Raw genomic sequence first — 13,716 nt, forward strand, 5'->3', positions numbered from 1 at the left:
CGTCGCAGGAGGATAAAACATGACAACACTTCTTGTGGCCGAATACGCCGGTGGCGAACTGAGCGATGCCACGGCAAAGGCCCTGACGGCTGCCGTCGCTCTTGGTGCCGACGTTCACGTCCTGGTCGCCGGCAAGGGCGTTCAGGGCGTTGCGGATGCCGCGTCCAAGCTTTCCGGCGTCGCCAAGGTTCTGCTTGCTGAAAGCGATGCGCTGGAGCACCAGCTGGCCGAGCCGACCGCCGATCTGATCGTCGGCCTTGCAGGCGATTATGACGCGATCGTTGCCCCGGCAACCGCCAACGGCAAGAACACCCTGCCGCGCGTCGCAGCCCTTCTGGACGTGATGCAGATCTCAGACGTGACGGCTGTTGTCGACGCGGATACTTTCGAGCGTCCGATCTACGCGGGCAACGCGATCCAGACCGTGAAATCCGGCGATCCCAAGAAGGTGATCACCGTGCGGACCTCCACGTTCGCGGCAGCGGAAGCAGGCGGTTCTGCCGCTGTTGAAACCGTTGCGGGAACGGACGGTTCGGGTCTTTCGGAATTCGTCGGCGAGGAGCTTTCCAAGTCCGACCGTCCGGAACTGACGTCTGCCAAGATCATCATCTCCGGCGGCCGCGCGCTCGGTTCTTCCGAGAAGTTCCAGGAAGTCATCATGCCGGTGGCCGATGCTCTCGGCGCGGCGGTTGGCGCATCGCGCGCCGCCGTCGATGCGGGCTACGCCCCGAACGACTGGCAGGTCGGCCAGACCGGCAAGGTGGTTGCTCCGGATCTCTACATTGCCTGCGGCATTTCCGGTGCCATCCAACACCTTGCCGGCATGAAGGATTCCAAGGTGATCGTCGCGATCAACAAGGACGAGGAAGCTCCGATCTTCCAGGTCGCGGACTATGGCCTCGTGGCGGATCTCTTCGACGTGCTGCCGGAATTGAAGACTGCCGTCGAGTAACACCTGCGGCAAATTGATCACGGACCCCGGGGCGAATAACAGTTTTCGCTCCGGGGTTCTTGCTGTTCGGCGCAAGACTTGCCAAAAATAGCCGCAACCCGTCCAATCGGGATGTTTTCTAAAGATCGGATTTTCAGGATGGCAGTCGAAATCAAGAAAGTCGGCGTAATCGGCGCTGGTCAGATGGGCAGCGGCATTGCGCATGTGTGTGCACTTGCGGGCTTCGACGTGGGATTGAGCGATCTCTCCATGGAACGGATCGAATCCGGCCTGGCTTCGATCAACGGCAACCTGGCGCGCCAAGTGTCCAAGTCCATGATCACCGAGGAAGAGCGCAACGCTGCGCTGGATCGTATCAAGGCAGCCGAAGATCTCGATCTTCTGCGTGATGCAGACCTGGTGATTGAATCCGCCGTCGAGAACGAGCAGGTCAAACGCAAGATCTTTTCGCAGCTTTGCCCGATCCTGAAGCCCGAAGCGATCCTGGCGACCAACACATCTTCGATCTCGATCACGCGTCTTGCCGCTTCGACAGATCGTCCGGAACGCTTTATCGGCATCCACTTCATGAACCCGGTTCCGGTCATGGAACTGGTCGAGCTGGTGCGCGGCATAGCCACGGAAGACGAGACTTTCGAAGCCTCGAAAGGGTTCTGCGTCCGTCTCGGCAAGCAGATTGCCGTCGCAGAGGATTTCCCGGCCTTCATGGTCAACCGTATCCTTCTGCCGATGATCAACGAAGCAATCTACACGCTCTATGAAGGCGTCGGTTCTGTTGATTCCATCGACAAGGCCATGCGTCTCGGGGCCAACCATCCGATGGGGCCGCTGCAGCTTGCGGATTTCATCGGTCTCGATACCTGCCTGTCGATCATGCAGGTGCTTTACGAAGGTCTGGCGGACACCAAGTATCGTCCATGCCCGCTGCTCGTGAAATATGTTGAAGCAGGCTGGCTCGGCCGCAAGACCCAACGCGGGTTCTATGATTACCGCGGCGAACACCCGGTTCCGACCCGGTAATCGGTTCGCCAGCCACCGCAGAAGCCCCGGTAACGATGAACCTAGCCCGCTATTGCCTGACCAGCGCCGCCCCGGACCCGGGCAAGACGGCGCTGGAACTGGTCGGGGCCGGTGGCGCCCTTCTGGAAACATGGAGCTATGGCTCGCTGACGCGAGCCGTTCTTTCGGTTGCCGCGGGTTTGCGCGCCACGGATCTTTCGTCCGGTGACCGTATCCTTCTCAGGATCGGTCACTCCAGTGATTTTCCGCTGGCGTTCTTCGGGGCGATTGCGGGTGGTTTTGTGCCGATCCCGACGTCTTCCCAACTTACTGCATCCGAAGCTGACGCGATTCTGGCCGACAGCGGGGCCCGGATGGTGCTGCACGATGGTCACACCGTGCTGCCGACCGCGGGCAGCGCGATGTTGCTGGGTCCAGAGGCCTTGGTCGAACTGAAGCAGGCAGAACCGGGAGACTTCGCGGAGACCCACGCTGACGACCCGGCTTTTCTTGTCTATACGTCCGGTACCAGCGGCACGCCGAAGGGCGTCCTGCATGCGCAGCGCGCCGCCAGTGCGCGCCGGCCAATGTATTCCGGCTGGTATGGCATCGGCGCTTCCGACCGACTGCTTCATGCCGGAGCATTCAACTGGACCTATACGCTGGGTGCCGGCTTGATGGACCCCTGGGCCAATGGTGCGACCAGTGTTGTTTATGACGGGCCTCGAGACCCGAACCTCTGGCCGGACCTGATGACAGACACAAGGGCGACGCTGTTTGCGGCCGTGCCCAGTCTCTACCGGCGTATCCTGAAATATGGTGCTGTTACGCCCGCCTCCTTTCCCGACCTTCGCCACGGCCTGACGGCCGGAGAAGCGCTTCCGGCAAGTCTTTATCGGGAGTGGAGGGAACGCACCGGCCGCGAACTTTATGAAGCGCTCGGCATGAGCGAGATCTCCACCTATCTCTCCAGCAGCCCCAGCGTTCCGGTAAAGCCGGGTTCCCCGGGCAAACCCCAGGAAGGCCGGAAGGTTTCCATTCTCAGCGAGCTGGATGACACGCCGGTCCCGGTGTCCGGAACGGAGACAGGGCTTCTGGCTGTTCACAGGGATGAACCGGGCCTGATGCTGGGATATTGGAACCGTGCCGAGGAAACGGCGGCCGCATTCAGGGGCGACTGGTTCCTGACCGGCGACAGGGCGCGAACAGATGAAGACGGCTATTTCTGGTACGAAGGCCGTGCTGACGATCTGATGAACGCTTTCGGCTACAGGGTCGCTCCGGAAGAAGTGGAGCGGGTGCTGGCAGCGGACCCGCAGGTGCAGGAAGTGGCCGTGACGGCGGTGCCTGCGCGCGAAGGTGTCAGCCTGATAACGGCCTTCGTGGTGCCGGCCCTCCCCGGACAGCTGGATGCCGACAGTCTTGCCGCTCATGCGGCAGAAAACCTGGCGGAATACAAGCGTCCCAAGGTCTACAAGGTGCTGGAACAGTTGCCACGCACACCGTCCGGCAAGGTCCGGCGCAGTGTCTTGCGGGAGGGGCACTGACATTCGTTAACGCCTGATTAAGGGTAGGGGGTTAGGGTGGCCACAACCTCAGGAGTTAATGATGGACAGCGTTGGCATTGCCACGACATTCGTGGCGCAGACCCAGGCACAGACAGCCCAGACGCTTCAGACAGAGATGATGAAGATGGCCGCCCAGCAAGACGCCAATCTGGTGGCGCTGCTGCAGCAAGGGGCTGACAATCTTCAGGCTCAACAGGCCACACCACCTCCCGGTCTCGGCGGACGGGTAGACGTCAGCGCCTGATCCCGTTCCTTTGCAGTTTTGTTAACGGCCCGTGCGGATTTGCCCCGCACGGGCCGTTTTTGTTGCTCCGCCGGGTGTCTTTTTTCGGGTGAAGCCTGAAAAGCGCCTCTCGAAAGATGCTTCTGAAAGTTCCTGTCTTTCAGATACTTATCCATAATTACGTAAAGTTTTAAGAAAAATATTCTGATCAATTCAGTAATTGAGTCAGCAACTCTGAGAGTTGTTTTGGAAATTTACCTTTGAATTCAGGTATTTCATACAAGATGAAGTTTAAAATCGTATCCAAGGATTGGAACGACCATGCCTGAAGCAATAGGATATGGAGCATCCCAGGCGTATCAGCCGAACCAGGCCAACACGCGTGCGGGCCAGGTTGCAGAACAAGCCGAAGCGTTCAAGACCAAACGCTCCGAAGCTGCAGCCGTGATTGCGCAACGCCAGGCGAGTTTCAGCACGAACCGGGCAGAATTCCTGAGCCGGCAAGCTGAGCAACTGGAAAATCGCGCGGAAACGCGTCGGCTGGAAGATGGTGTCGGATTACAGGTCAACATCCTGGCCTGATGTGACGCATCTTCCGGATAAGCCGACCGGAAGCATAAGACGAACGAACAAAAAGCCGAGTTGCCCGATTGCAAGGATGACGGGTGACCAACGGCTGCGGACAAGCCTCATCACCACGGCGAAGGAGTAACCCATCATGCCGAGTGCTATCGACAGTTCCTCTTCCTCGGCCGCCTACAGCGCTGCAAGTGTTCGCAGCGAACTTGCTGCCAATGCGGTAAGGGACCAGAACCAGCAGGAACGCCAGGTTGCCGAGCGGCTGGAGCAGGCCCAGGCAACCCAGGAGGAAGACCGGCGCGAGTCGCGCCGCATTCCAGGTCTGGGCAACGCGGTCGACATCAGCGTCTGAACCGGCGGAGGGTCACCTCCACTGGCTTCGAAAGGGTTGATGATCTTGATATTTCTGGCGGCAGCCGGACGTCAGGCGTCCGGGGCCGCCATTGCGTTTTTAATAAGCGCCTTGGCCTCGCCGGAGGCCCATTCGGCGGGGCCGTACATGGTGCCGATCTCGCAGCCCTTCGGGCTAACCAGAATGGTTGTCGGCAAACCGGTTGCCCGCGCAACCTTGCGCAGGTCCTTCAGAAGATCGTTCGAGCTGTCCTGATAGAAGGCGAGATTGCCGACGCCGATCTCGTTCAAAAAGTCTTTCGGCTTTTCCGGTCCGCCCCGGTCGAGATTGACCGCAACCACCTCGAAATTGTCGTCTCCCATCTCCGCTTGCAGTTCGTCCAGCGCCGGCATTTCCTTGCGGCACGGGGCGCACCATGTTGCCCAGAGATTGAGGAGCACTGTCTTGCCGCCGAAGTCCGACAACGTCATCTGCTGGTTGTCAGGCCCCTGGAAGGTCAGGTGCTGAAGGTCCAGCGGCGCGCTTGCCGGAAGGAAGGCGGCTACTTCTCCAGTGGCAAATGGCTTGGCCGCCGCCGCAAAATCGAGCGCAGCCGAACAGCTTTGCGCACCGGCGATGTTGCCATTCGGTCCAGCGATCACGTATAGAGCCGCTACGGCGGCCACTGCACCCGCAAGCCCGGCGGCAACAATGCCGCGTCTGTTGGTTTTCGCTGGTTCGGTTGGCTTTGTCATTCGTTCACACCCCGCAAGGGGGCGCCTTCTAAGGGACAGGACATGAGCAATCGCATGTGGGGAGGCCGGTTCGCTGAGGGACCGGACGCCATCATGGAGGAGATCAACGCCTCCATCGACTTCGACCGGAAGCTATATAAGCAGGACATCGACGGCTCGAAAGCCCATGTGCGCATGCTCGCGGAAAAAGACATTGTGACGCGGGACGATGCCGACAAGATCGTTCAAGGTCTAGACACAATCCTGTCAGAGATCGAAAGCGGCAAATTCAAGTTTTCCCGCGCGCTTGAAGACATCCACATGAACATCGAGGCGCGCCTTGCCGAGCTGATCGGCCCGGCTGCCGGACGCCTGCACACGGCGCGCTCACGCAATGACCAGGTGGCGACCGATTTCCGCCTGTGGGTGCGCGACACGCTAGATACGCTCGACGACCAGCTGGGTGAGCTGATGCAGGCCCTGGCGGAAAAGGCGGAAACCCATGCTGCCGACGTCATGCCTGGGTTCACGCACCTGCAGTCGGCCCAGCCGGTGACCTTCGGACACCACATGCTGGCCTACGTCGAAATGTTCGGCCGCGACCGGGGCCGTGTGCGCGATGCGCGCAAGCGCATGAATGAGTGCCCGCTTGGTGCAGCGGCGCTAGCCGGCACGTCCTTCGCGATCGACCGGCACATGACCGCCAAGGCGCTCGGTTTCGACCGTCCGTCTGCCAATTCGCTCGATGCCGTTTCCGACCGTGATTTCGTCATCGAGGCTTTGGCAACGGCATCTCTCACAGCCATGCATCTGTCGCGCCTTGCCGAGGAAATCGTCATCTGGTGTTCGGCGCAGTTCGGCTTCGTGAAACTGTCGGACAAGTTTTCGACCGGTTCGTCGATCATGCCGCAGAAGAAGAACCCGGATGCGGCGGAACTGGTGCGTGCCAAGTCGGGCCGCATCTACGGTTCACTGCAAGCGCTTCTGGTGATGATGAAGGGCCTGCCGCTCGCCTATTCCAAGGATATGCAGGAAGACAAGGAGCAGGCTTTCGATGGCCTGGCCAGCGTTTCCCTGGCTCTTGCGGCCATGACCGGCATGATCCGCGATCTGGAGCCTGTCACCAAGGCGCTGAAGAAGGCCGCAGGCTCTGGCTATTCGACTGCAACGGACCTCGCCGACTGGCTGGTTCGTGTTCTCGGTCTGCCGTTCCGCGACGCCCACCACGTGACCGGGCGCATCGTGGCGATTGCCGTCGAGAAGGGCATCGAACTGCACAAGGTTTCGCTGGAAGAGATGCAGGCGGTGGAGCCGAAGATCACCAACGAGATCTTCCAGGTGCTCTCCGTCGACAAATCCGTACGCAGCCGAACCAGCTATGGCGGCACGTCGCCGGTAAACGTACGCAAGCAGGCACGACGCTGGCTGAAAGAGCTGGCCAAGGCCTGATGGCCCATTGAAGGTCGGCTTTCCCCGCAACACACGGCGCGAACTGGTCTTGCCGAACGCGCCGTGTCATGCGAGGAGAAGGACCGGTATGTGACTTTGTAAGAACTCCCGTGTCCGCCCGGACGCGGGGCAGTCGATCCAAAAAGGCATGATGGTGATGACAATGCGGTTCAAAACCCTGGCTCTGGTCGGTCTTTGCCTGAGCGTGACCCTGGCAGGGTGTGGCCGCAAGGGCGGGCTGGAAAACCCGGGAGCGCCTGTGCAGCAGGCGGACGCCGCGGTTGATCCCGCTGTGGCAGCACCGGTTCAGCCGGAAGCGCCGCAAAGCGACAAGCCTTTTTTCCTGGATTTCATGATCCGATAAACCATGCGCGCAGCGGCAGAGCCGGCTGCGCATCGGAGCGAGCCGGCTCTGCCGAGGCAACCGATACGCTCCATCGTTTCAATGCCGATCAGCTTCCGCACGGTCTGGTAATAGCGACCGGCCCTGAACCTGATCCAGCCGCATGAGGGCCGTCCCTTGCATCACTTCGATTACAAGAATGGCGAGCTGTTTGCCGAAGACGTGGCGATCGAGACGATCGCGCGTGAAGTCGGCACACCGTTCTACTGCTATTCCACGGCAACGCTCACCCGTCACTACCAGGTGTTTGCCGCCGCATTCAGCGATATTCCGTCGTTGGTCTGCTATGCGATGAAGGCAAATTCCAACCAGGCGGTCCTGAAGACGCTTGCACAGCTGGGCGCCGGCATGGACGTGGTCTCGGAAGGCGAATTGCGCCGTGCACGGGCTGCGGGCGTTCCCGCGTCGAAGATCGTCTTTTCGGGGGTCGGCAAGACCGAGGCCGAACAAGCCTACGCGCTTCAGGAAGACATCTTGTGCTTCAACGTGGAATCCGAGCCCGAGTTGCGCCAGCTTTCACGGGTCGCCACTGCAATGGGCAAGACCGCACGGGTGTCCATGCGCATCAACCCGGACGTCGATGCCAAGACCCATGCCAAGATTGCGACCGGCAAGGCCGAGAACAAGTTTGGCATTCCCTGGCAGCGTGCACGTGACGTTTATGCCGAGGCAGCGGCTCTGTCCGGTATCAAGGTCACCGGCATCGACATGCACATCGGCTCGCAGATCACGGAGCTGGAGCCTTTCGACAACGCATTTGCGCGTCTGGGCGAGCTGATCACGGATCTGCGCTCGCAAGGCCACACGATCGACCATGTCGATCTCGGTGGTGGACTGGGTATCCCCTATATCACCGACAACAATCCGCCGCCGCATCCGGACGCTTATGCCCAGGTGGTCAAGAAGCATGTGCGCGAACTGGACTGCATGGTCATGTTCGAGCCGGGCCGCATGATTGCCGGCAACGCCGGCATCCTGGTTACCGAAGTCGTCTATGTGAAGGAAGGCGCCGACAAGAATTTCGTCATTGTCGATGCCGCCATGAACGATCTGATCCGTCCGACGCTTTACGAGGCCTATCACGAGGTGCGCCCGGTGCGCGAACCGGGGGAAGAAACAGACCGAATCAAGGCCGATATCGTCGGTCCGGTGTGCGAAACCGGTGATTTTCTGGCCCAGAACCGGGATATGCCTAGGGTAGAGGCCGGGGAAATGCTGGCGGTCTACTCGGCCGGCGCCTATGGCGCAGTCCAGTCCTGCACGTACAATTCGCGGCTTCTGGTGCCCGAAGTGCTCGTAAATGCAGACCAATTTGCCGTTATCCGGCCCCGGACCAGCTACGAAGACCTGCTCGGTCTGGACCGGATTCCGGACTGGCTCAAGGGTTCGTGAACAGATCGGCTGACAATTAGTTAAACCGACAGGTTGCCGGACAGCCCGCTATGCCTCACCTTATTGTATGGTGGGCAGGTCCAGCGGGCTGCGTTTCCGGAGAAACGGGCAGTTCGGGGGGCAAAACCGGAGGTGCCATTGAGCCCGAGCGACAGCGATCCCGATCAAGAACGGCAGATTTCTTCCGAGACCTACGGCTGGCGGGCCTTGATCCGATCCCGGCTGGACAGGCTGGTGCGCCAAAGCCGCCGTGCCTTGTTCATCGAACGCCTGTGGCGTGCTTTGCTTCCGGTGCTGGTGGTACTCGGCCTGTTTGTCGGGGTGTCCTGGCTTGGTCTGTGGCTGGTTCTTCCTGCCTGGGCAGGCCCGCTCGGGCTTCTCGTATTCGCTGCCGCCACCGTTTGGGCGGCGCGGGATCTCTTCCACCTTGCCTGGCCAACGCGCGAGGATGCGCTTTCCCGGGTGGAGAAATCCTCAGGCCGTACCCACCGTCCCCTGACAACGCTTGAAGACGAATTGTCGGTCGGTGCGAGCGATCGCGAAAGCCAGGCCATCTGGGCCCTGCATCAGCGCCGCACAGCCGAAGCAGTCGCCGCGATCCGCTCGAAAGCGCCGGATCCGCAAGCGTTCCGCCGTGATCCCTGGGCGCTTCGCGTCCTGGCCGCCAGTGTACTCCTGATCGGGTTTTCGACAGCAAGTGGCGATCATTTTGGCCGACTGGTCTCGGCCTTTCAGAACCCGTTCAAGACAGTGGAACCGCCCAGCCGTCTCGATGCCTGGGTCACGCCACCGCTCTATACCAGCGAACCGCCGATTTACCTGACGGGCGAAAGCGCCCAGTTGCGTGATCCGGGTGCGCCGATCTCCGTGCCGGAAGGGTCGATACTTGTGGTCCGCACGCAAGGCGCACGTGATCTCAAGATGACCTACGCCCGTGCGGAAGACACCGAGCCTCAGGTGATCGAACCTGAACTTGGGACAGAGACGGAAGATCCGGATCTTAAAACGCTTTTGCCGGTTGAACGCAGGCTCGAGCTGGAAACCACCGGCATCGTCGAACTGCTCAACGGCGAAGAGCCGATGCTGAGCTACGTCTTCGCGGTGAAGCCGGACGATGCACCGGACATCCGGTTGACGGACGATCCTGAAGAACAGCTCAGCGGCGCGCTCAAGTTTTCCTATCTAGTGAATGACGACTATGGCGTTGTGGCCGCCGAGGCTCGCATCGCCCCCCTGCCTAATCCGGACAACAACAACCGGGCTCCGCGTCCGCTTGTGGAAGCACCCCAGTTTCCGCTTTCACTGCCGCCGCGCGCCGGCACAGCCAAGACGGCGGAAACCATCCGGGATCTGACGTCGCATCCCTGGGCCGGTTCTGAAGTCAATCTATCGCTGCTGGCACGTGACCAGGCCGGTCAGGAAGGGCAATCGCCCGCGTATCGCATCACCCTGCCCCAGAGACGCTTCGGCAAGCCTCTGGCCCGCGCTGTCGTCGAACAGCGCCGTAATCTTGCGCTTGATGCCGAAAGCCAGAGCGAGGTCATCATTGCGTTCGATGCCCTGATGCTGGCGCCGGAAATGTTCGACTTCAAGCCGCGCAACTATCTGGGCATGCGCTTTACCTACGGCTCTCTGGTGAACGCGAGGACCGACGAAGACCTGAAGGCCCTGTTGCCGCTTTTGTGGGACCTCGCCCTGTCGATCGAGGACGGTGACCTTTCCGCAGCCGAACGCAAGCTGCGTGATGCCCAGGAGGCCCTGCGCAAGGCGCTGGAAGAAGGGGCGAGCGACGAGGAAATCGCCAAGCTGACCCAGCAACTGCGGGAAGCCCTGAACGAATACATGCAGGCACTGGCCGAGCAGATGCGCCAGAACCCGCAGGCCATGCAGCCTTTCGACGGCAACCAGCAGACGCTTAGCGAACAGGACCTGAGCGAAATGCTGGACCGGATCGAGGAACTGGCGCGTACCGGCTCCCGTGATGCCGCGCGCGAGCTGCTGGCACAGATGCAGCAGATGCTGGAAAACCTGCAAGCAGGCCGGCCGCAGATGATGCCCAACAGCATGTCCAGCGAAATGATGGAGATGCTCAACCAGCTGGGTGAAATGATCCAGCGGCAACAGCAGCTGATGGATGAAACCCACAAGTTCAACCAGGACCAGCAGCAGCAGCGTCGCGGTCAACAGCAGCAACCCGGTCAGCAACAAGAGGGCCAGGGACAACAGCTGACCCAGGAGCAACTGGAACAGATGCTTCAGCAGCTTCAGGAGGGCCAGGGGGACCTGGCACAGCGGCTGCAGGAACTCATGGACCAGCTTAGCCAGAACGGCATGGGTCAGAACCAGGCGCTGGGTGAAGCTGGCGAGTCCATGGGCGAGGCTCAGCAGTCCCTGGGGGATGGACAGGGTCAGCAGGCGCTCGGCGAGCAGGGCGACGCTCTCGATGCGCTTCGGCGCGGCGCGCAGGGCCTGACGGAGCAGATGATGGGTCAGGGCGAAGGCCCGGGATCGCCCAACGGCGCGTCGCCGATGGACGAAGACCCTCTTGGCCGTCCGCGGCGCACCGAGGGTCCGGACTTCAACAACCGGGTGCGCATCCCTGACGAAATCGATGTTCAGCGGGCGCGCCGGATCCTGGAAGAGCTCCGCCGCCGCTTCTCCGATCCTTCCCGGCCGCAGCTGGAACTCGATTATCTGGAACGGCTCCTGAAGCGGTACTAGGCCCGTTTCTGACAAGGTTTCATGACCCCGCTTCGGCGGGGTCATTTGTTTTTGGCGGTGATGTTTGTGTTTGTGGCCCATCCTTCGAGACGCGCACACGTGCGCTCCTCAGGATGAGGTTGCCTTCTTGGGATGAGGCCTTTTGTAGCCCCGCGGAGAGCCCAGCCACGTTCGGATATCTCTTTGCCGCAAGACCACCCTCATCCTGAGGAAGCGCGAAGCGCTGTCTCGAAGGATGGTCTGCTTGCTCAATTCTCTGTGTTTTGAAGGAATACGGTGACTACCGGCGTGATCAGCCCAAACAAAAACCCCGCCGAAGCGGGGTCTTGGGTTTCGGAATTGCGGCGGCAGGCCTTACGCGTAGCGGCGGGTCTCGCTCGGCAGATCGCCGGAAATGGCGTTGCGCACGGCCTTGCGGATATCGGCCAGCGAAAACGGCTTGGTGACCACGTCATGGACCAGGGATTCCAGACCATTGGCCCGTTCACGCTGGTCGGCAAAGCCGGTCATGAGGAGGATCGGCAGCCGTGGATAGTCGCGCGCCGTATGCAGAGCCAAGGCGATGCCGTCCATGACGGGCATCTTGATGTCGGACAGCAGCAAGTCGAAGCTGCCCTTCTCGCGGGTCAGAACCTCGACGGCTTCGCCGCCATCCTCGGCCGCTTCAACGGAATGACCGTCAAGCTCCAGGGCACGCTTTACGAAGCTGCGGACAGCTTCATCGTCTTCAGTAAGAAGAATGCGAGCCATGCTCACTCTCCTGTGTTGCCGTCAGCCGCTCCGTCGTCCGGGGCGACAACGTATCCAATATAGGGCAACTGCCGCCAAGCGTGGCCCATATCCATACCATATCCGACGACAAACTTATCAGGACAGGCAAAACCGACATAATCGGCAGATATGGCAGCTTTACGGCGCTCGGGTTTATCCAGCAGAGCTGCGATCTTCACCGAGTGCGCGCCCCTGTTCAGCAGCCGCTCCCGCGCGAAGGCGAGCGTGCGACCGGATTCCAGGATATCATCCACTAAAATAATATCGCGCTCGTTAACGTCACTTTCAACATCGCGCAAAATCCGGATGGTGTCGGAGCCTTCAGTCCCGGCGCCATAAGAGGACAGGTGCATGAACTCCATTTCCGGCTGCAGCCCTGCCCGGTGCATTGCCCGCACAAGGTCGGCCGCAAAAATGAAGCTGCCTTTCAGAACCGCGACAACCAAAAGATTTTGCGGTTTGCCTTCGGCGATTTCCTCTGCGAGCGCGCCAACACGTTGGGCAATGGCGTCTTCATCGAACAGAGTATGGATATCTGATGTCATGGTCACTCTAGAACTACCTGGCGTTGGCCGCGTTCAACAAACCGGACCTGGATATCGGACGCGGTTTTCGGAGGGTCGGCTAATATCGTCCTGAACCGGGTTTCGTCCAGTGCGTTTAGCGATTTTGTTCTGGGCTCGACAGTCCAGGCATAAACTTCCTGCATGTCCGCACCGCGGATCGAGAGGCGCACGGCGGGCACCGAGTTCAGTTCATCAAGCAGGTTGCGGATCGAGCCTTCGACCACGAGAACCTTCTTGCCGTCCTCGACCTCGGTGAAGGTGCGCAGGTTGCGGAATTCAAGTCCGCGCAGATTGACTTCAAACCCGATCATCCGGAACAGGCTTGCCAGGTCAGGAGACTGTTTGACGAGCGAGTCTCGCATGAGGACAAACAAAACACAGGCCGCAACCGCGACGCCGAACAGGGCAACGCCGCCAATGCGCCGATAATTTCGCCGCAGGATCCAGTTGAGGATCGCACCGATCTGGTCCCGCCGGAACTTGTTCGGATTGACGATGATCTTCGGCCGCTTGGCCATGGATTCGATGTCGGCCTTGTTTTCAGGCTCACCGGTCCTGGCGTCTTCCTTCAGATCCGCAGCGAATTTTGCCTCGTCGCTGGCCGTACGGGCGGCTGCGGGTTCCGGAGCGACGGCTGCTTCGGGTTCATCGTCGTCGTCGTCATCCGCTTCCGCGTCATACGTTTCTTCTTCCGCGTCGGCTGCCCAATCGGCTTCGTCCTGTGCGGGATCTTCTTCAACGGAAGGAGGTGCAATTTCGTCGACGTCGTTCTTTGCGCTGAACGCAACATCGCCTTCTTCGTCATCGTCGGGCGAAACGAACCAGCGGTTGCCGCACTTGGCGCATTTGACGCTACGCCCTTCCGGGCCAAGCGCCTCTACCTTAATCTCGTAGGACGTACTGCAGTCCGGACATTTGATCTTCATGTGCGAAGACCTTTCGCCATGGCATGCTCTAGCGGTTCACTTTGGAACCGGGGGGTCGAAATCCGGCACGAAATATTGGACAAGGGCCAAGCAAATCCTATG

The 13,716-nt window shown here is 60.4% G+C and carries 14 protein-coding genes; 10 read left to right on the forward strand and 4 right to left on the reverse strand.

The window, feature by feature from the left end; genetic code table 11:
* Nucleotides 1-19: 19 nt before the first annotated feature.
* The 6 genes from ACP90_RS01120 to ACP90_RS01145 all read left to right on the forward strand — a co-directional run bounded on the left by ACP90_RS01120 (nt 20) and on the right by ACP90_RS01145 (nt 4,673).
* The gene (locus tag ACP90_RS01120; RefSeq protein WP_062486092.1) at nt 20-952 is read left to right on the forward strand and encodes an FAD-binding protein; all 933 of its coding nucleotides are present in this window, start codon (nt 20-22) and stop codon (nt 950-952) included.
* Between the two features lie 138 nt (nt 953-1,090).
* Nucleotides 1,091-1,972: a 3-hydroxybutyryl-CoA dehydrogenase gene (locus ACP90_RS01125; RefSeq protein WP_023002521.1), complete on the forward strand. Its 882-nt coding sequence runs from the start codon at nt 1,091-1,093 to the stop codon at nt 1,970-1,972.
* Between the two features lie 35 nt (nt 1,973-2,007).
* Entirely contained in the window at nt 2,008-3,498 is a 1,491-nt protein-coding gene (locus ACP90_RS01130) for an AMP-binding protein (protein ID WP_062486095.1), read from the forward strand.
* A gap of 58 nt (nt 3,499-3,556) precedes the next feature.
* Nucleotides 3,557-3,763, forward strand: a complete 207-nt coding sequence (locus ACP90_RS01135) for a hypothetical protein (protein WP_023002523.1) — start codon at nt 3,557-3,559, stop codon at nt 3,761-3,763.
* A 300-nt stretch (nt 3,764-4,063) separates the two neighbouring features.
* Nucleotides 4,064-4,324 carry a hypothetical protein gene (locus ACP90_RS01140; protein WP_023002524.1) on the forward strand — a complete coding sequence of 87 codons (261 nt, stop codon included), beginning with the start codon at nt 4,064-4,066 and terminating at the stop codon, nt 4,322-4,324.
* A 136-nt stretch (nt 4,325-4,460) separates the two neighbouring features.
* Entirely contained in the window at nt 4,461-4,673 is a 213-nt protein-coding gene (locus ACP90_RS01145) for a hypothetical protein (RefSeq protein ID WP_055660176.1), read from the forward strand.
* 71 nt (nt 4,674-4,744) lie between these two features.
* Here ACP90_RS01145 and ACP90_RS01150 read toward each other — a convergent pair whose 3' ends face one another.
* Entirely contained in the window at nt 4,745-5,407 is a 663-nt protein-coding gene (locus ACP90_RS01150; RefSeq protein ID WP_062486097.1) for a TlpA disulfide reductase family protein, read from the reverse strand.
* Between the two features lie 42 nt (nt 5,408-5,449).
* On the opposite strand from ACP90_RS01150, the gene argH reads away from it, so the two are divergent.
* From argH to ACP90_RS01170, 4 genes are all read left to right on the forward strand, one after another.
* Complete coding sequence (gene argH / locus ACP90_RS01155) at nt 5,450-6,835, forward strand: argininosuccinate lyase (protein WP_062486100.1); 1,386 nt, start codon at nt 5,450-5,452, stop codon at nt 6,833-6,835.
* Nucleotides 6,836-6,998: 163 nt separating this feature from the next.
* Nucleotides 6,999-7,199 (forward strand): lipoprotein, encoded by a 201-nt coding sequence (locus tag ACP90_RS01160; protein WP_145903830.1) that lies wholly within the window; start codon nt 6,999-7,001, stop codon nt 7,197-7,199.
* A gap of 156 nt (nt 7,200-7,355) precedes the next feature.
* Nucleotides 7,356-8,630, forward strand: coding sequence for a diaminopimelate decarboxylase (gene lysA, locus ACP90_RS01165; RefSeq protein ID WP_062486103.1), 1,275 nt, complete (start codon nt 7,356-7,358; stop codon nt 8,628-8,630).
* Between the two features lie 138 nt (nt 8,631-8,768).
* Nucleotides 8,769-11,351: a TIGR02302 family protein gene (locus ACP90_RS01170; protein WP_208993422.1), complete on the forward strand. Its 2,583-nt coding sequence runs from the start codon at nt 8,769-8,771 to the stop codon at nt 11,349-11,351.
* Nucleotides 11,352-11,705: 354 nt separating this feature from the next.
* On the opposite strand, the gene ACP90_RS01175 is transcribed toward ACP90_RS01170, so the two are convergent.
* Genes ACP90_RS01175 through ACP90_RS01185 form a run of 3 tightly spaced genes read right to left on the reverse strand, consistent with a single transcriptional unit; the run spans nt 11,706 to nt 13,614 of the window.
* The gene (locus tag ACP90_RS01175) at nt 11,706-12,101 is read right to left on the reverse strand and encodes a response regulator (RefSeq protein WP_023002531.1); all 396 of its coding nucleotides are present in this window, start codon (nt 12,099-12,101) and stop codon (nt 11,706-11,708) included.
* Between the two features lie 2 nt (nt 12,102-12,103).
* Nucleotides 12,104-12,667, reverse strand: a complete 564-nt coding sequence (gene hpt / locus ACP90_RS01180; protein ID WP_035907880.1) for a hypoxanthine phosphoribosyltransferase — start codon at nt 12,665-12,667, stop codon at nt 12,104-12,106.
* Nucleotides 12,668-12,669: 2 nt separating this feature from the next.
* A complete protein-coding gene (locus ACP90_RS01185; protein ID WP_062486106.1) occupies nt 12,670-13,614 on the reverse strand; it encodes a zinc-ribbon domain-containing protein in 945 nt (314 codons plus the stop codon).
* Between the last annotated feature and the right edge of the window lie 102 nt (nt 13,615-13,716).

Source organism: Labrenzia sp. CP4, from assembly GCF_001579905.1.
GTDB lineage: Bacteria > Pseudomonadota > Alphaproteobacteria > Rhizobiales > Stappiaceae > Roseibium > Roseibium algicola.